The organism is Algoriphagus litoralis, from assembly GCF_003259255.1.
Taxonomy (GTDB): Bacteria; Bacteroidota; Bacteroidia; order Cytophagales; family Cyclobacteriaceae; genus Algoriphagus; species Algoriphagus litoralis.
On record NZ_QGOL01000023.1, the window covers coordinates 1 to 16,906 of the forward strand.

Here is a 16,906-nt window from a genome sequence, read left to right on the forward strand (position 1 = left end):
GGTTTAAATGCCGAGGTTGTGGTTGAGCATTGAAAACGTTAATTCAATTTAACCGGAACAGTAGTGGAGAGATTCGATTGGGGTTCAATTTTGAAAACGGAAATTTAACCGAAATCTACTTTTAAATTAGTTGTTTGGCCAATTTCCCCATATACTGCAATGCCCGGCATTGTCTGTGCCTTTGATGATGCGATTTGGTCCTGAGTAGGCTGCATTCATTACGGCTCGTGGTGCGAATTTAACATCCCCTTTTTTGGTGATGAATGCGGCACCGAAATGTTCCTGACTTAGTCCATGTCCCATTTCATGCAATGCAATGGTCTCAGTATCTACACCAGAGCCTCCATCAGCCCAGATAAAATTGTCATTGTAATAAATCTCCCTGAATGCGACATCAAACTTTCCATCACTGTTTGTGTCTACAAATTCTCCGTCATTATCGATTACCAGAAAAGTAAAGGTGACAGCCAAAATACCCTGACTGCCATTTGGTGCCAGAAAATCAAAGAATGAAGCTGGCATCCAGCCATTATGATTGATTTCTGCTACAAATCCTGGAATGCTTGGGAATCCAAGTTCTGCTGCTACCAGTCCTAAAGGAACAGGAATATCTATTGTTTTTTCAATTCCAATATTTGAGCAGGATACATTTTTCCAAGTATTTGCCGCACGAATGATGGATTGTCTAGCCGCAGTCAGGTCTAAAGTTTGAGGTGGTCTTACTTGATCTACAAAATACTCGATCTCCTGCGTGCCATCGAGGCTCACAAAAGGAGAAAAATCAAAGGCCAGCTGTTTGTTTCCTCTATCCTCGAAGATAATCGTGTTCCCCATCTCTCGATTTTCCGCATTGGTGAGATATTCTGCAGATACAAGTCGCACATGAATGGGATCTCCAATTTGGCGTCCGTTCGGGCTGGTTTTGGAAACCGAGATAGTGCCAAATGGGTTACTCCTGAATTCTACAGATTTGTCGATACTTTGATCGGCTAGTGGAGAATTGGTCTCCAGCTCTTGGCTACAACCGGCAATCAAAATCGCTGTAATTACCGGTAAACTGATTTTTTTGATGTTCATAAAAATTGAGGTTAAAATTTAAAGATATTTTAAACTAAAAAATATATGAGAGTAAAAAAAGAAAAACCCTGAAGAATATCAGGGTTTTATGAAATTTTGTAAATGATTTTTTGCTTATTTTCCTTTTTCTCCGATGGAGATCATCGCACATCTAAAACCAATACTATTGGTAGCAGAGTCTTGGTGCATGAATCTTCTAGTACCAGGAGCAAGCCAGTAGGCTACATCCTTCCAAGATCCACCTTTATAAACTCGGATTTCGTCAGTAAACAATGAAGTCTCGTAATTTTCCTCCTCATCGTATACACCGTCTTTTCTCAATGGGTTAAGATCATCAGCATCTTGGAAAGTCATCGGTCTGTAGACGTCATACACCCACTCGTTCATATTACCTGCCATGTGATAGAGACCAAAGTCGTTTGGTGCCATATCGTATACATTGGTTGGAAGAATTTCACCGTCATTTCGCTGATTTCCTGAGATACCTGCATAGTCACCTCGTCCTCTTTTGAAGTTGGCTAAGAAATCACCCTGCTTTCCTTTTCGTTTTACATTGTAAGGATTTCTTACTCCACGGCCATCCCATGGGTAGATACGGCCATATTCTTGATTTTCATCCAGATATTGGGTACCGATCATCGCTTTTGCCGCGTATTCCCATTCAGCTTCATTGGGTAGTCTAAAGTCAGCCATAGCGACCCCTCGCTCAATCAATTGAGTTTTTGTAAAAGAAGAGTCAATACCTCGTTCCTCTCTTACCAGATCCTGCACAAATTCAGTTCTCCATTTTGAGTAAACGTTGGCTTGAGTCCATGTCACTCCGGCTACAGGATAGAAGTTGAAGCCAGGAAATCTGAAGTAATAAGACTGATACAAATCATTAAAAGACATTGCACTAGACCACACATCTTCCGAAGGCTCTAGCTTGAGAAGTGAATCTGCACTCACTCTCTTTTTCATATCAAATAGAAATTCACGGTAATCGTTGTTGGTGATTTCCGTTTCATCCATATAGAAGTTTGCTATAGAAACGGTTCTTTCCAAATTGTCCCTGAATCCCATCACGTCTTCTTCCTGAGAACCAAGGACAGTTCTTCCGCCTTGGATAAATTTCAAGTTAGGCCCAGGAATCTGCTCGGCTCTTTTTGAAACAAAGAACTTTGTAGAATCATTCTCTTCAAAAGAAAATTCTGCCCCTGTGGTAGCACTTTTCTTACCGGGATCATTGGCGGTTCTTCTGCCATATCCTGGAGTCTTGTTACATGAGGATAATACAGTGGCAGAAACCAGCACTAAAGCCGTGGCCCACATACCCCAAGAGTTGTTATTCAGACGCATATTGTAATGTTTTGGTCTTTTTCAGGTTGCTAATATAGCCGCATTGAAATGTACTTGCAATGCTATTCAAATTTCGTGGTTGATCAAAATGTCCCTTGTTGGATAATTTGAAGCAGATACGACAAATTCGATCATCGAAAATGCAATATTTATGCCAGTTAAATTTTGATAAATTTCTTACAAATTCATCTCCAACAGTACTTTTTGAGCTTTTTGGATCGTCGGAACTCCTTCGATGGTAAGTATCAAACGATTCTTGTGTTCTTTTATTTTGCAGACCTTCGGATGGACCTGTGCAAATTTCATGATTTTCCCGAAAACTGCTGAGGAGTAGAAATCATCACGAGAAGATGGTAAAAGATAGCACTTCATCTGTCTGCCTTTGAGGACAAGCTTCTCAATCCCAAGTTTTTCTGCAAGCCAACGCAACCGAACCGTCTCCATCAAATCACTTACCGCTTGTGGAAATGGACCAAACCGATCTTGGAGCATTAGCGAAAACTTTCCGAGTTCTTCCTCATTTTTGATCCCATCCAACTTCGAATAAAGTCCCAAGCGCTCACTGATATTGGTTACATACTGCTCTGGAATCAAGAGTTCCAAATCTGTCTCAATGGTGCAATCTTGAACCAAAACCTTCACTTTTTCTGTCAAATCGGTTTCGAAAAGAGCCGCGAATTCATTCTCTTTCAACTCCTGCACAGCTTCATCGAGAATTTTGTGATACATCTCGAAACCCAAATCGGTAATAAAACCACTTTGCTCGGCGCCAAGCAAATTGCCTGCTCCTCGGATGTCGAGATCTTTCATGGCCACCTTAAAGCCGTCACCCAAGTCTGAGAATTCCTCCAGGGTCTGCAGTCTTTTCCTTGCCTCTGCTGTCAACCCTGAAAGTGGACTGGTCAGGAGATAGCAGAAAGCTTTTTTGTTACTTCTTCCTACTCTGCCCCGCATCTGATGTAGATCACTGAGTCCAAACATGTGGGCTCGGTTGATGATGATGGTGTTTGCGTTAGGAATATCCAGCCCTGATTCAATGATATTGGTAGATACCAAGACGTCATACTCATGATTAATGAAATCAACCATGATTTTCTCCAGCTTTTTACCATCCATCTGTCCATGAGCACCAATTACTCGGGCGTCAGGTACGAGCTTCATGATCAGATTGGCAATACTGTCGATCTCTCCGACTCGATTGTGGACAAAAAACACCTGTCCTCCACGTCTCAGTTCGTAGGCTACCGCATCCCGAATGACTTCCTCTTGAAAGGTCTGCACTTCGGTAGTTACGGGTTGACGGTTGGGCGGTGGAGTAGCGATTACGGATAAATCTCTGGCTCCCATAAGTGAAAAATGCAGGGTCCTTGGAATAGGGGTAGCAGTCAGTGTAAGTACGTCTACATTGACGCGGAGATTTTTAAGCTGGTCTTTTACCTTGACACCGAATTTTTGCTCTTCATCGATGATCAAAAGACCTAAATCTCGGAATACGATGTCTTTATTGACTATTTTATGTGTGCCAACCAGAATGTCAATCTCACCGGTTTTGACTTGAGCGACTATTTCCTTGATCTCTTTAGCAGTACGAAAGCGATTGATGTATTCGACTTTAACCGGTAGATTTTCCAAACGCTCACTGAAGGTATGATAGTGCTGCATAGCCAAAATAGTAGTAGGCACCAAAATCGCCACTTGTTTCCTGTCATTAACGGCTTTGAATGCCGCCCGAATGGCTACTTCTGTTTTTCCAAACCCAACATCACCGCATACCAAACGGTCCATGGGATAGGATTTTTCCATATCAGACTTCACATCAGCAGTTGCTAGAGCTTGGTCTGGCGTATCTTCATAGATGAAGGATGACTCCAGCTCCACCTGCAAAACTGAGTCTCTCGAAAATGCAAAGCCTGGAGCTGTCCTTCGTTTGGCATAGAGGTTTATCAGGTCTTTCGCGATGTCTTTGACCTGCTTTTTGACCCTACTTTTCTTATTGTCCCACTCGGGAGAACCGAGCTTGGACATGGATGGAACTTGCCCCTCTTGTCCAGAATATTTGGATATTTTGTGAAGAGAGTGGATGTTGACATAGAGTAAGTCATCATCTCTGAATATGAGTCGGACGGCTTCCTGCATTTTGCCGCCGACGTCCACTTTTTCCAATCCAGCAAATCGACCCACTCCGTAATCTACGTGCACAATATAGTCTCCGGGATGAAGTGATTTGAGCTCCTTGATCGTCAGTGCCTTTGATTTGCTGGCTTTTGCCCGGGATTTATAGCGGTGAAATCGCTCAAATAACTGGTGATCTGTATAGCAGACGATTTTGCCCTGCTTATCCACAAATCCCTCCCGTAAGCCCAAAAGCATACTTTGCACCTGAAGCGTGGGATCCAACTCTTGGAATATTCCCAAAAGCCGGTCGATTTGCTTTTCATTTTCGGCAGTGATCAGATTGCTGAATCCCTGCTTTTCGTTCTCTGCCAGATTGGTGACCAGCAGGTCAAAGTTTTTGTTGAATGAAGGTTGGGGTTGGCTTTCCCAAGTGACTTTGTTTTCTGTTTTTAAATAAAACTGCCTGCCAAACTCCACGGTAGAAAAAGCTTTGATGCCTTCGGCAAAGTCTTTACCTCTTTCAAACAAATCACTGGGTTTGAGCAGCAGGTTTTCAGTATTGGACTTGGAGACGATCTGGGCAAAGGCCTGTTCTGCTTTGTGAAAAGATTCATCCATCACGTCACAAGTAAGCTGATAATCTTTGATCCAGAGGATGGCTTTTTCTGGAAGAAATCCCAAAAATGATTGTCTAACCTCCTGCAAAAGCTTCGTCTGTACATTTGGGATCAGTGAAATCAAGTCCACGCTGGCGATTGATAGCTGGGTCTCTGGATCAAAGGTTCGGATGCTTTCGACTTCTTTTCCGAAAAGTTCGAGCCGGTAAGGATGCTCGTTGCTGAATGAAAAAACATCTAAAATCCCGCCTCGGATGGCAAACTGGCCTGGCTCGTACACAAAATCCGTCCGCTCAAAATCGTAACTGGTCAGGATCTCGGATACAAACTCCATATCCACAGATTCTCCCACCCGGACAGAGAAGGTGTTATCTACCAATGACCGCTTGTTGATCACTTTCTCATAGAGCGCTTCGGGATAGGTGATGATGATTCTCGACTCGCCCTTGGTTTCCAAGATTTGATTAAGGATCTCAGCCCGCATCAGGACATTGGCATTGTCCACTTCATCATATTGGTAAGGCCGCTTGAAGCTCCCTGGAAATACCATGTGATGCTCTACCTGCAGGAGATTTTGCAAATCCGAGTTGAGATAAGCCGCTTCTTCCCTGTCTTGAGCGATGATGAGGTGAAATCCGCCATTTTTCTCAAAAACAGATGCAAAAAGCACCATGTCCAAGCTGCCGGATAGGCCACGGATTTGCAACTTGAATTGATCTGCTGACCCAAGCTGATGGGCGAGTGTCTGAAAAATCGGGTCGGACTGGTAAATGGTAAGGAAGGACTGACGATCCAAAGCAGGGAGAATTAGTAGGAAATGAGAAGGGTCAAATTTAGGGTATTTTGACCTTTTTCGGATTAAAGCCGCAGTATTTGATAATTTTCTGAACCAAGGCCACTTCAAAATGTTTTTTACCAGATGAATCGTAGCAAACAATCCCAATCCTGGTTTGAGCGGCTGGAGAATCTCCATCCTTATGAGATGATGCTGTATCTGGGAATGCTGGGAAGCGGACTTATCTTTTTGTTTCTCGTCGTTGCCTTCATGTCATCTGGCTTAAATCAACTGGAAGGACTTAATCACCGAATACCTGTCGCCTTTCTGATTTCTACCTTTATGCTCATTCTATCGGGATATACTGCTACACAGATGAGGCTGTATTATCAGGAAGAAAACATCCCCAAACTCGAGAGTGCGCTGAGAAATACCTTCATGCTAGGGGTGATTTTTACGATTTTGCAGTTTGCGGGTTGGAAGGAGCTGACAGATATGGGGATTAATTTCACAGGTCTTGCCAGCGGAAGTTTTCTCTATTTGCTCTCTGGGATCCACATTTTCCACCTGATTGGCGCCATGATTTTTGCATTGATCCTATTGGTTCAGCTGCGCAAAACTCAAGAAGATGGTATCCGAAAGCTTATTCTGGTGACCAACCCTTTTGAAAAAATGCGGATTCGACTTTTCACCCTGTATTGGCACTTCATGGATGCGATCTGGTTGGTTTTATTCCTTCTCTTTATACTAAGTTTCTAATGAAAATCCACCTTGAAACCCCCGTCGAGCAGGGTTATTTGGATGTCAAAGCCGGCTTCAACGAATCGCTTTTCAAAAAACTCAGTCCACCTTTTCCACCTGTCAAATTGCTGCGGTTCGATGGTTCCGAAAAAGGGGACTTGGTCACACTGGAGCTGAACTTTATTTTATTCAAGCAAAAATGGACCAGTGAAATCATCGAAGACAAAACCACAGATCTTGAGTTTTTTTTTATTGATCAGGGGGTAGAATTACCCTTCTTCCTCAAAAAATGGAGGCATAAGCATCGGGTCATCTCTACCGGTATCGGATCAATTATCAGGGATGAAATAGAATATGAGGCGCCTTTTGGCCTGTTGACATACTTACTTTACCCTGCGATGTGGCTTCAGTTTGCATTTAGGAAACCGATTTACCGCTGGATTTTTAAAAGGTAGGAAGAGCCGTTAAGTTTTCGCAGTTTTCGATCTGGCAATCGCCGTATAAAACCAGGGAATGACTGGAGATTTTGGAATTAAATTCCCGACCCATCGATTCCTTGATCTCATTGATTTTGGGATCTGAAAATTCCCTGATTTTTTGGCACTGATTGCACACGTGGTGATCGTGATGCTTGTAGGTCAATGCCTGTTCATAGAGGGCGACTTTGTCCTTGAATTGATGCTTTACGGCTAATCCACTTTCGACCAAAAGGTCGAGTGTGTTGTAAATTGTGGCTCTACTGATGGTATAGCCCTTGTTTCTCATTTTGAGAAAAAGCCCCTCCACATCGATGTGTTCGTCTTCTGGTAAAATATAAAGCTCATCAATCACCGAAAATCGCTCAGGGGTTTTTCGATTTCCTTGCTTGATCAGGAAATTCTCAAATATTTTTTTTGCTTTTTCGATGAGGGCTGGGTCCGCCATAGGGTAATTAGATTAAAAATTAAATATGACGCATTCCGGGATTTTTGACAAATCGACGGTTCAATACAGGGTCAATTTGGTATTAGTCTAAATTAGCAGGTTGAATTTTAGGGGAATTCCAACATTTAGTGGGTATAATAGAGTTTAAGGAACTAGAAGGTTATGGTAAAAGTCATTAACTTCTGTCTGAGATCCTCCCAACCCAAATGACTTACAGAAAGATTCTGCTTGTTTTTTTAGTGCTTATTGTATCCTACGGCTTTTCACAGGCTCAAGTGCCCGGTTTTTTTATGAAGGAGGAGGCAAAGAAAGTCCGGATTCCTTTTTACAGCTCCAATAGCCTGATTATTCTTCCTGTTTCGATCAATGGGAGTGAGTCGGTCAATTTTTTAGTAGATACTGGGGTTCGGTCCAATATTCTATTTAGTAAAGTTCTGGGCGATGCGCTAGGCTTGGAGTATACCCGAAGACTCAGTATTGCCGGAGCGGATGGTTCTACAGTGATCATGGCACAGGTTTCTCCGATCAACACCTTGGATTTGGGCCCAGTCGAGGGGAAATTGCAGAGTTTGTTGGTGTTGGAGGAGGATTTTTTCGAATTGGAATCGGTAATCGGCGTTCCCGTTTATGGAATCATCGGCTACGAGTTTTTCAAGTTTAATCCAGTCAAAATCAACTATGATGAGGGATTTATAGAATTTTACCGCGAGGGATCGATGAAATGGAAACCACCTTTTTACAGAAAATTTGACCTGACCATAGAGGAAAGCAAGGCTTATCTAAACGCAAAAATCAACCAGAAAAACGGCCCTAAACTTGAAGCCAAGCTCCTCATTGACACCGGTGCGAATCACGGCCTATTGCTCAATCAAGAGACATCTGATGAGATAACTATGCCTCCGCTCTTTATTGAATCTCAATTGGGGCAATCCTTGGGAGGAGTTTTGTACGGATTTATTGGGAGAGTGAATTCACTGAAGTTGAAGGACCTGACGATGAGGGAAGTGCTTACTTCCTATCCAGACAAGAATACCTTTAGCGAAATAATAATTGCTACGGGAAGACAGGGAAGTCTGGGATCTGAGGTACTGGGAAGGACACGGCTGATATTGGACTACCCTAGAAATCGTGCACTTATCCGCAAAGGGGAAAATTTCTATGCCCCATTTGAATTTGACATGAGTGGGATGATTATCAGGAAGATTCCAAATGACGAAAACCGATTCTATGTGAGCGAGGTCCGTCCCGGATCACCTGCCTATCGGACGGGTATTTTGCCCTTTGATGAGATTTTGACAGTGAATAAAATCCCCATTTTCCTGTATGAGTTGTCCGAAATTTTCAAACTCCTTCGCTCCGAGGAAGGTAAAGAAATCCAGCTGGAAATGAGGAGGTATCAGGGAGGAGATCTGAACAAATACAATGACTACAAGGTGAGTATTTTTCTGAAAAAGCAGATTTAATTTATCCAATCCCAAAAGATAATTTGGATACCTTTGATTGAGAATTCAAACACATTGGTAAGAAATCCGTGTAAAATCTCGATTTAAAAACAACCTAAATACTATGAAAAAATTTCTCATCCCTGTAGGTATTATCGCTGTCCTGGGTATTTACCTCTATACCAAAGCAGTGGGAAGTTACAATCAGTTTGTCCAATCCGAAGAGCAGGTCAATGGACAGTGGGCCGAAGTGGAGACCCAGTACCAGCGTCGTGCTGACCTGATACCCAACTTGGTGAACACGGTCAAAGGATATGCTGATTTTGAACAAGAAACGCTGACAGGAGTGATTGAAGCCCGCTCCAAGGCTACCTCAATGACGATTGACCCGACTAATCTTACTCCGGAAAACCTAGCAGAGTTCCAGCAGGTTCAGGATCAACTATCGGGAGCTTTGAGCAGATTGCTCGTGACAGTGGAGCGATATCCTGATCTCAAAGCCAATCAAAACTTTCTAGAACTACAGGCCCAACTGGAAGGGACTGAAAATCGGATCGCCGTCGCCAGAAGAAACTTTAATGAATCTGTCGTGGCCTACAATTCCAGCATCCGAACTTTCCCAAACAACATATTTGCAGGGTGGTATGGATTTGAAACAAAAGGCACATTCAAAGCTTCCGAAGGAGCTGAAAATGCCCCAACTGTACAATTCTAATCATGGCTGAAAAATTATTTTCTCCGGAGGAAAAAGCTCAGATCACCGCTGCAATTCAGTCTGCTGAGACTCGAACCTCCGGAGAAATCCAAGTTCATATCGAAAATCACTGCAAAGGGAATGTGCTGGATCGGGCTGCAGAGGTCTTTGAAACCCTGAAAATGTACCAGACTAAAGACCGAAATGGGGTCTTGTTTTACTTGGCAGTGCTGGATCATAAATTTGCGATACTGGGTGACGCTGGAATCAATGCGGTGGTGCCCAAAGACTTCTGGGAAAGCACCAAGGACCTAATGGCGACCCATTTCCGTGCAGGGAAGTTTACCCAGGGTCTCATCGCAGGAATCCATCAAGCCGGAGATCAATTGGGAGTGCACTTCCCTTATGATCAGTCCGGCGATCAAAACGAACTTTCCGATGAAATATCCTTTGGCTAAGCAGCCAGTTTTCCTCCTGTTTTTTGTCCTGCTTTTTGGGCAGGCAGCAGCGCAGGATTTTCCTCCAGTACCCAATCCGCCACGTTTGGTGACTGACTTCACCGGTACACTTTCGGCTGATGAAGTTACCCGTCTTGAGCAGAAATTGGTGGGGTACAATGACAGCACTTCCACTCAGATTGCCATTGTGCTGATGCGCTCTACGGGTGATTATGAGATCGCAGATTACGCACAGCGTCTGGGAGAAAACTGGGGAATTGGCAGCTCTAAAGACAATGGAATTCTGATCTTGGCCGCTATGAGCGACCGAAGGGTATTCATTGCCACCGGTAGGGGAATGGAAGGATCAGTGCCTGATGCACTTGCCAAACGGATTGTGACGAATTTGATCACCCCGAATTTCAAAATGGAGCAATATTATGTGGGATTGGATCAGGCTACGGACATGATTTTCAAACTAGCTTCAGGTGAATACAAAGCAGAAGAAGTGGAATCAGAGGGAAATCATGGTGGGGCAATTTTCCTCCTTTTCCTGTTCATTTTCATTTTTGTTATTCTTCCGCTGATCAAAAACCGGAACGACAATGACAACCACATGGGTGGAAGAGGAGGAGGAATAGACCTCTGGACCACCATTATGCTAGCGAATTTGCTGAAAGGCGGCGGCGGGAAATATGGAGATTTCTCCTCAGGCCGTGGATCTTTTGGCGGTGGCGGCTTCGGTGGGGGAGGTGGATTTGGCGGCTTCGGCGGTGGATCTTTCGGCGGTGGCGGAGCTGGAGGAAGCTGGTAAATGAGCTTCTTCGAATTGACCAAAAGCAAAAAAATCAACAACTTATAATACAAGAAAAGCGCTCAATCGAGCGCTTTTCTTGTTTTTAGACTATTGGAAAATGAGTAATTAAAGCACTCTTTCCAATTGAGAAAAATAGAAATTTCCTTCGATAGCCGCATTCTCGTCAGAATCAGACCCGTGAACAGCATTTGCCTCGATTGACTTTGCAAAAATCTTTCTGATTGTACCTTCCGCTGCATTGGCAGGATTGGTAGCTCCGATCAGCGTACGGAAATCTTCCACCGCATTGTCTTTCTCCAAAATAGCCGCAATGATCGGTCCGGAAGACATATACTTACATAGATCCGCATAGAACGGTCTTTCCTTGTGTACTTCGTAGAATTTACCCGCCAACTCAGGGGTCAATTGGGTAGCTTTCATGGCTACAATTTTGAAGCCTGCCTCTTCGATCATTTTCAGGATAGCGCCTGAGTTTCCGGCGAGAAATGCGTCCGGTTTGATCATCGTGAATGTTCTGTTACTTGCCATGGGGTCTTTTGTCTTGGTTTAATTTGGCCGCAAAAATAGGAGTTTTCCCTGCATTTCCCTGCCTACTTTCAGAATTTCTCAGCTATGGCATTAATTTTCAGCGATATGAGTTCTTTGGGATTTCTGGAAAATTTGCAGACCTTTGCAGGCTACTAAGGCCAGAAGTGCTGCTGAAAAGATATTAATGGAAGCTTTAGACTCGTTTAAGAAAGAACTTTCCGCACCCAAGAAAATATTCATCACTACCCACGTCAAGCCTGATGCTGATGCACTTGGCTCGTCTTTGGGTTTGGCGAACTATCTCCTCAAAAAAGGGCACTCCGTGACTGTAGTGACTCCTACCGATTATCCCTCGTTCCTGACATGGATGAAAGGAAATGACGATGTGCTTGATTTTAGTAATCTTGCCCATAAGGAATTGGCAACAAAGAAGTTGGAAGAGGCCGATATGATCTTTTGTCTGGATTTCTCTGTGTTGGGTAGAGTCAATGAGCTGGGAGAGATGATCCGTAAATCAGCCGCCTATGTGGTCAATATCGACCATCATCAGGATCCGGAAGACTTCGCTGACTTCAGGTATTGGAGTACCAAGGCTGCTGCTACCTGTGAGCTGATCTATGAACTGATCGTGGAATTGGGGGATGAGCAAATCATTGACAAAGACATTGCAGAATGCCTCTACGCAGGCATCATGACAGATACCGGCGGATTTCGTCATCCGAATACCACCAAAAATGTACACCTTGTCGTAGCAGAGCTCATCGATAAGGGTGCTGACAGCTCACAGATCTCCAACTGGATCTACGACTCCAATTCAGTCAACCGTCTGAAATTTATCGGGTTTGCGATTACTCGGCGTCTGGTAGTACGGGAAGACCTCCATACCGCCTACTTTGTGATCAGCAAAAAAGATCTTAAAAAATATCAAAGCCAAACCGGAGACACCGAAGGATTGGTCAATTATGCCTTATCTTTGGACGGAATCAAAGTCGCTGCCTTGTTTTCAGAGCGCGAAGACGGCATAAAAATCTCCTTTCGGTCGAGCAGTGATGTAGCGGTAAATAAATTTGCTGCGTCTTACTTCAACGGAGGTGGACACAAAAATGCTGCCGGCGGCAAATCAGATTTAAGCCTAAAAGAAACCGTTGACCTATTCGAATCCCTAGTAGAAAAGTGTCAAGACGAGTTATTTCCGGCTGAAACGATACCTGCCGACTAAGGCGCTCACAACTAACTACTCAGAAAATTCACCTATCCTATTATGCAAAACACCAAAAGCCTAGCGGCAATCCTTGTTCTGATGTTTGGAGCAAGCACTATTTCCTCCTGTCAGAAGAAAAAAGTCACTGAAAAGGACGCAATCGAATACACGTATATCAATGAAGGTTCAGAAAAGGCTCCGAATGGAGATTTCCTCCTCTATAACCTTGAAATTACCACCGCTTCGGATTCTGTAATCTACAGCACAATCGATCAGCCTTTTCCAGGGTATCTGATGGCCAATGATTCCCTGACTCCGCAAAATGGAATGGACGAAATCTTCCTTTCCCTGAAAAAAGGAGACTCGATCAATTTTCAATCCACTGCCAAAATCATTTTCAATGGAAATCAGCCTGAGTTCCTGAAAGAAGACGACATCGTCAAAGTCAAATTGGGCGCCTTCGATGTGAAGACGGATTCTGCCATGCAGGTATTCTATCAGGAAGTGATGATGGCTGAGCAAATGAAAAGTGCCGAGCGAGCCAAAACACTCGTGGTTGAAGAAGGCAAAACTATCGAAGCCTATGCTGCAGAGAAAGGACTGAATGTCCAGAAAACAGATAATGGGCTGTACTATGTCATCGAAGAGGAAGGAAGCGGCGAAGCGATTACTCCCGGTACTACCATGTATGTGAACTATGCAGGCTATCTGCTGGACGGAACATTGTTTGACACTTCTTGGCCTGAGATTGCCAAGGCTAACAATATCTTCAATGAAGGCAGACCTTATGAGCCACTTCCAGTCAATGTGGGCATGGGCCAAGTGATCCCGGGATGGGATGAGGGTTTGTTGCTGTTGAAGAAAGGTTCCAAAGCAAAATTCCTGATACCTTCTCCACTGGCGTATGGTGAGGCAGGTGCTGGTGCATTGATTCCAGCCAACTCGATTCTTGTCTTTGACGTAGAAGTGACCGATGTACAAAAATAAAGTTTCAAAATTTAGTTTTAATTAATCCAGAACCTATGAACTACCGCTTGATCGCTTTTGCAGCTTTACTTGTTGGTGCCGTATCAGTTGTCTCTTGTATTGATCCGGATCAGACAGAAGAAGTAATTCTTGATCAAAATAAAGAAGAGATTGAAAAATACCTTCTCGAAAACCCAATGTCAGGGGTAAAGGAATACAAAGAGGCAGAAGAAGGTGTTTATATGTTTTGGGAAGTTTCAGTTGATCCTAATTTAAACAGTATAAAATCGCTAGACACAGTCACTGTGGACTACACGGGGAAATTTCTGAGCAACTCAGTTTTTGATACCTCAATTGAACAAGTAGCAAAGGACAATGGAGTATTTGATTCCCAACGAAAGTATGGACCCTTAAAATTCCCTATTGGAACTGGGAGGGGTGCGATCATAGGGTTTGAATTTGCTGTCTCTTTGATGAAACCAGGTGAGAAGGCAACCGTGATTTTCCCTTCCAGATTAGGTTATGGAAATCAGGGCCAAGGCAAAATTCCACCAAAAGCACCATTGATTTTCGAATTGGAGCTGATTGATGTAAAAAAAGGACCAAACCATGATTAATCGACTTCTTCCCTTTTTCTTGGTTTTTGCCAGTTTCTCAATGATTGCATGCGAAACCACTAACCCCTTCGATACCGGACCGGCCTATGATGCAGAAGCCAATCTGAAGATCGACAGTGCTAAAATTGTCGCCTTTTTGGATACAGCTCAGATTGACAGCCTGTATCGAATCCACGACCCTAGCGGAGTGGTGATTATCGTACAGGAAGAAGGAGTAGGTACCAGACCAACCTCTAATACAATAGTTTATACCGATTATGTCGGGTCTTTGTTGGAGGGTAGTACTGTTTTCGATACGACATTTGAAGATGTAGCTAGAGAGAATGATATATTTGATGATAATAGAAATTACACGCCTTTGAGCTTTGTCTTAAACACAAGACAAGTAATAGCAGGTTGGGATATTGCATTTGCTCGATTAAGACCAGGTTCAAAAGCCGTTTTGGTCATACCTTCAACATGGGGTTATCAAGACGATGAAAATAGGGCTCGGATCCCACCTAACTCGGTGTTGATTTTTGAGATAGACTTTCTAGGAATAGATTAAAAAAAAGGGGCTTAGCCCCTTTTTTTATTGAATTTCGGAAAAAATACAGGGACTTCTTTCTGATACTTCAGGTAGTCATCTCCATAGTCTACGACCAGATTTTTTTCTTCAAAATAGATCCCAATCGGCAGATAGACCATCAGACATCCCAGATGGATTAAAGCTCCGACAGTCCCTGACACCAGAAAATACCCAAGAAATATTCCCAACAATCCGACATAGAGCGGGTGTCTTACTTGGGAATACATCCCCGAAATGACCAATTCAGGCTTTTGGAGAGTTTTTTTCATTAGTCTAATTCCCAAAAATGAACTCAGGGAAATCTGCTTTGCTGATCGCAACAAGACGATCACTCCCGCAGTGGCGATCAAATAGCCTGCATATTGACTAAAGGAACCTGGAATGAAAACCTGTTGTACAGGAAGAAACATAACCAGAATCACTATCCCAAAGAACAGAATGAAGGTTAGAATGGAATAAAACAAACGGTACCATTTGTAGACGATGGGCCATTTGGACTCCAAAATTCTTTTTAACTTGGAAGCAGCAAGTGCTGTATGGAGGAAGTAAAATAAGCCCCAACTGAGGACCATCAGGAGATTTGACATTTGCGAGATTTAAACCCAGTATACAAGAATTTTTATGAAATGAGATTTGGCGAAGGAATCTCCTACAGAACCGTCTTAAGCAGTTTGAGATTCCATCGGACTATATTAAATCAAGAATGAACAGATGAAAATCGGAATAATCCGTGAAGGGAAAAATCCTCCAGACCGAAGAGTGCCTTTTTGCCCTGATCAGTTGAAAGAGCTGAGTGATCGGTTTGGTGATCACTTTAGCTTTGTTGTCGAATCCAGTCCGGATAGGTGTTTTTCTGACGAAGAGTATCGGGCTGCCGGCATTCAGGTAGCGGATGATATTTCTGATGCTGAGGTGTTTTTTGGAGTCAAGGAGGTACCTGTTTTCCGGCTTTTCCCGGATAAGACTTATTTCTTTTTTTCCCATACCATCAAAAAGCAGCGCTATAACAGACCCTTACTTCGGGCCATTTTGGAAAAAAACATCCGGCTGATTGACTACGAAGTCCTAAAAGATTCAAGTGGAAGACGTGTGGTGGCCTTTGGTAGATGGGCTGGCATAGTGGGAGCTTACAACGCGTTTTGGACCTATGGAAAGAAAACAGCCCTCTACGAACTCAAGCGAGCTTCCGAATGCAGGGATTTGGAAGAATTGAAAAGTGAATTGAAAAATGTTCAGCTTCCTCCTATCAAAATTGTCGTCACAGGTTCGGGTAGAGTGGGCAGTGGTGTGAAGGAAATATTGGATGCATTAGGCATTCTTGAAGTAGAGGCTCATGAATTTTTACACCTCTATTTTGAAGAGCCGGTATTTACTGTACTGAGTTCGGGCCATTACAATAGAAGAAAAGCAGACGGAGGATATGACCGGGAGGAATTTTATGCTTACCCGGAGAAATATGAAAGTCATTTTTTGAAGTTTGCAGAAACAGGCGAGATGCTGATCGCAGCGGCCTATTGGGACCCGGAAGCACCGCGCTTATTTCAATTGCCGGATATCAAGTCGCCGGATTTTTCGCTTTCAGTGATCGCAGATGTGACTTGCGATGTCGGGGGCTCTATTCCCACGACCCTTCGTGCATCCAATATTCTCGAGCCAGTCTATGACATCGATCGGGAAACTGGTCTTGAAATCGCCGCATTTGGCAGTCAAACCAGTATTTCGGTGATGGCTATTGACAATCTTCCCTGCGAGCTCCCGAGAGAATCATCGAGAGCCTTTGGTCAGATGCTGGAGGAGTGGGTCATTCCCGCGCTTACGGGGGAAAATGATGCTATTTTGGAGCGGGCAACAGTGGCCCGAGATGGAGATTTGACGCTTGAGTTTATGTATTTGCGGGAATTTGTTGATTCAGAGGAATAAGAAAAATGAAATCGAGCATGACGAAAACGATACACATTGGCATGATTATCAGCGACCTGTCTACCAGCAGGCAGGTACAAGATTCTCCCGAGGAAAAATCGGGACAGGCTATGTGGCCATATAAAATCA

At 43.5% G+C, this 16,906-nt stretch carries 18 protein-coding genes; 12 read left to right on the plus strand and 6 right to left on the minus strand.

What is annotated here, in order from left to right:
- Positions 1-126: 126 nt before the first annotated feature.
- The 3 genes from DK188_RS19950 to mfd all read right to left on the minus strand — a co-directional run bounded on the left by DK188_RS19950 (position 127) and on the right by mfd (position 5,943).
- Positions 127-1,077 (minus strand): zinc metalloprotease, encoded by a 951-nt coding sequence (locus DK188_RS19950; protein WP_111672623.1) that lies wholly within the window; start codon positions 1,075-1,077, stop codon positions 127-129.
- Positions 1,078-1,191: 114 nt separating this feature from the next.
- Positions 1,192-2,415 carry a gliding motility lipoprotein GldJ gene (gldJ, locus tag DK188_RS19955; RefSeq protein WP_111672624.1) on the minus strand — a complete coding sequence of 408 codons (1,224 nt, stop codon included), beginning with the start codon at positions 2,413-2,415 and terminating at the stop codon, positions 1,192-1,194.
- A gap of 177 nt (positions 2,416-2,592) precedes the next feature.
- Complete coding sequence (mfd, locus tag DK188_RS19960) at positions 2,593-5,943, minus strand: transcription-repair coupling factor (protein ID WP_111672670.1); 3,351 nt, start codon at positions 5,941-5,943, stop codon at positions 2,593-2,595.
- 123 nt (positions 5,944-6,066) lie between these two features.
- On the opposite strand from mfd, the gene DK188_RS19965 reads away from it, so the two are divergent.
- Positions 6,067-6,681, plus strand: coding sequence for a cytochrome c oxidase subunit 3 (locus DK188_RS19965; protein WP_111672625.1), 615 nt, complete (start codon positions 6,067-6,069; stop codon positions 6,679-6,681).
- Positions 6,681-7,118: an SRPBCC family protein gene (locus DK188_RS19970; RefSeq protein ID WP_111672626.1), complete on the plus strand. Its 438-nt coding sequence runs from the start codon at positions 6,681-6,683 to the stop codon at positions 7,116-7,118. Before DK188_RS19965 ends, DK188_RS19970 begins: the two co-directional genes overlap by 1 nt.
- On the opposite strand, the gene DK188_RS19975 is transcribed toward DK188_RS19970, so the two are convergent.
- Positions 7,108-7,587 (minus strand): Fur family transcriptional regulator, encoded by a 480-nt coding sequence (locus DK188_RS19975; protein ID WP_111672627.1) that lies wholly within the window; start codon positions 7,585-7,587, stop codon positions 7,108-7,110. The genes DK188_RS19970 and DK188_RS19975 overlap by 11 nt on opposite strands.
- Positions 7,588-7,793: 206 nt before the next feature.
- On the opposite strand from DK188_RS19975, the gene DK188_RS19980 reads away from it, so the two are divergent.
- From DK188_RS19980 to DK188_RS19995, 4 genes are all read left to right on the plus strand, one after another.
- A complete protein-coding gene (locus DK188_RS19980) occupies positions 7,794-9,050 on the plus strand; it encodes an aspartyl protease family protein (RefSeq protein ID WP_111672628.1) in 1,257 nt (418 codons plus the stop codon).
- Between the two features lie 103 nt (positions 9,051-9,153).
- Positions 9,154-9,744, plus strand: a complete 591-nt coding sequence (locus DK188_RS19985) for a LemA family protein (protein WP_111672629.1) — start codon at positions 9,154-9,156, stop codon at positions 9,742-9,744.
- 2 nt (positions 9,745-9,746) lie between these two features.
- Positions 9,747-10,181 carry a TPM domain-containing protein gene (locus DK188_RS19990; protein WP_111672630.1) on the plus strand — a complete coding sequence of 145 codons (435 nt, stop codon included), beginning with the start codon at positions 9,747-9,749 and terminating at the stop codon, positions 10,179-10,181.
- The gene (locus tag DK188_RS19995; RefSeq protein WP_111672631.1) at positions 10,162-10,974 is read left to right on the plus strand and encodes a TPM domain-containing protein; all 813 of its coding nucleotides are present in this window, start codon (positions 10,162-10,164) and stop codon (positions 10,972-10,974) included. The genes DK188_RS19990 and DK188_RS19995 overlap by 20 nt, the downstream gene beginning before the upstream one ends.
- 108 nt (positions 10,975-11,082) lie before the next feature.
- Here the strand turns inward: DK188_RS19995 and DK188_RS20000 are convergent, their stop codons facing one another.
- Positions 11,083-11,505, minus strand: a complete 423-nt coding sequence (locus DK188_RS20000; RefSeq protein ID WP_103926603.1) for a nucleoside-diphosphate kinase — start codon at positions 11,503-11,505, stop codon at positions 11,083-11,085.
- Positions 11,506-11,689: 184 nt separating this feature from the next.
- On the opposite strand from DK188_RS20000, the gene DK188_RS20005 reads away from it, so the two are divergent.
- From DK188_RS20005 to DK188_RS20020, 4 genes are read left to right on the plus strand one after another with little or no spacing between them, the layout of a single operon-like run.
- Positions 11,690-12,724 carry a DHH family phosphoesterase gene (locus tag DK188_RS20005; RefSeq protein ID WP_111672671.1) on the plus strand — a complete coding sequence of 345 codons (1,035 nt, stop codon included), beginning with the start codon at positions 11,690-11,692 and terminating at the stop codon, positions 12,722-12,724.
- A 42-nt stretch (positions 12,725-12,766) separates the two neighbouring features.
- Complete coding sequence (locus tag DK188_RS20010) at positions 12,767-13,693, plus strand: FKBP-type peptidyl-prolyl cis-trans isomerase (RefSeq protein ID WP_111672632.1); 927 nt, start codon at positions 12,767-12,769, stop codon at positions 13,691-13,693.
- Positions 13,694-13,728: 35 nt separating this feature from the next.
- Complete coding sequence (locus DK188_RS20015; protein WP_111672633.1) at positions 13,729-14,289, plus strand: FKBP-type peptidyl-prolyl cis-trans isomerase; 561 nt, start codon at positions 13,729-13,731, stop codon at positions 14,287-14,289.
- The gene (locus DK188_RS20020; protein ID WP_111672634.1) at positions 14,282-14,836 is read left to right on the plus strand and encodes an FKBP-type peptidyl-prolyl cis-trans isomerase; all 555 of its coding nucleotides are present in this window, start codon (positions 14,282-14,284) and stop codon (positions 14,834-14,836) included. The genes DK188_RS20015 and DK188_RS20020 overlap by 8 nt, the downstream gene beginning before the upstream one ends.
- 11 nt (positions 14,837-14,847) lie before the next feature.
- On the opposite strand, the gene DK188_RS20025 is transcribed toward DK188_RS20020, so the two are convergent.
- Positions 14,848-15,444: a methyltransferase family protein gene (locus DK188_RS20025; RefSeq protein WP_111672635.1), complete on the minus strand. Its 597-nt coding sequence runs from the start codon at positions 15,442-15,444 to the stop codon at positions 14,848-14,850.
- Between the two features lie 124 nt (positions 15,445-15,568).
- Between DK188_RS20025 and DK188_RS20030 the strand changes: the two genes are divergently transcribed.
- Positions 15,569-16,777 (plus strand): NAD(P)-dependent oxidoreductase, encoded by a 1,209-nt coding sequence (locus DK188_RS20030; RefSeq protein WP_111672636.1) that lies wholly within the window; start codon positions 15,569-15,571, stop codon positions 16,775-16,777.
- Positions 16,761-16,901: a hypothetical protein gene (locus DK188_RS21550; protein WP_157963297.1), complete on the plus strand. Its 141-nt coding sequence runs from the start codon at positions 16,761-16,763 to the stop codon at positions 16,899-16,901. The genes DK188_RS20030 and DK188_RS21550 overlap by 17 nt, the downstream gene beginning before the upstream one ends.
- Positions 16,902-16,906: the final 5 nt, after the last annotated feature.

What these genes read in the sequence shown, in the direction of transcription:
- DK188_RS19950 (WP_111672623.1), bottom strand. Translation starts at nt 1,077, where the DNA reads ATGAACATCAAAAAAATCAGTTTACCGGTAATTACAGCGATTTTGATT.
- gldJ (WP_111672624.1), bottom strand. Translation starts at nt 2,415, where the DNA reads ATGCGTCTGAATAACAACTCTTGGGGTATGTGGGCCACGGCTTTAGTG.
- DK188_RS19965 (WP_111672625.1), top strand. Translation starts at nt 6,067, where the DNA reads ATGAATCGTAGCAAACAATCCCAATCCTGGTTTGAGCGGCTGGAGAAT.
- DK188_RS19970 (WP_111672626.1), top strand. Translation starts at nt 6,681, where the DNA reads ATGAAAATCCACCTTGAAACCCCCGTCGAGCAGGGTTATTTGGATGTC.
- DK188_RS19975 (WP_111672627.1), bottom strand. Translation starts at nt 7,587, where the DNA reads ATGGCGGACCCAGCCCTCATCGAAAAAGCAAAAAAAATATTTGAGAAT.
- DK188_RS19980 (WP_111672628.1), top strand. Translation starts at nt 7,794, where the DNA reads ATGACTTACAGAAAGATTCTGCTTGTTTTTTTAGTGCTTATTGTATCC.
- DK188_RS19985 (WP_111672629.1), top strand. Translation starts at nt 9,154, where the DNA reads ATGAAAAAATTTCTCATCCCTGTAGGTATTATCGCTGTCCTGGGTATT.
- DK188_RS19990 (WP_111672630.1), top strand. Translation starts at nt 9,747, where the DNA reads ATGGCTGAAAAATTATTTTCTCCGGAGGAAAAAGCTCAGATCACCGCT.
- DK188_RS19995 (WP_111672631.1), top strand. Translation starts at nt 10,162, where the DNA reads ATGAAATATCCTTTGGCTAAGCAGCCAGTTTTCCTCCTGTTTTTTGTC.
- DK188_RS20000 (WP_103926603.1), bottom strand. Translation starts at nt 11,505, where the DNA reads ATGGCAAGTAACAGAACATTCACGATGATCAAACCGGACGCATTTCTC.
- DK188_RS20005 (WP_111672671.1), top strand. Translation starts at nt 11,690, where the DNA reads ATGGAAGCTTTAGACTCGTTTAAGAAAGAACTTTCCGCACCCAAGAAA.
- DK188_RS20010 (WP_111672632.1), top strand. Translation starts at nt 12,767, where the DNA reads ATGCAAAACACCAAAAGCCTAGCGGCAATCCTTGTTCTGATGTTTGGA.
- DK188_RS20015 (WP_111672633.1), top strand. Translation starts at nt 13,729, where the DNA reads ATGAACTACCGCTTGATCGCTTTTGCAGCTTTACTTGTTGGTGCCGTA.
- DK188_RS20020 (WP_111672634.1), top strand. Translation starts at nt 14,282, where the DNA reads ATGATTAATCGACTTCTTCCCTTTTTCTTGGTTTTTGCCAGTTTCTCA.
- DK188_RS20025 (WP_111672635.1), bottom strand. Translation starts at nt 15,444, where the DNA reads ATGTCAAATCTCCTGATGGTCCTCAGTTGGGGCTTATTTTACTTCCTC.
- DK188_RS20030 (WP_111672636.1), top strand. Translation starts at nt 15,569, where the DNA reads ATGAAAATCGGAATAATCCGTGAAGGGAAAAATCCTCCAGACCGAAGA.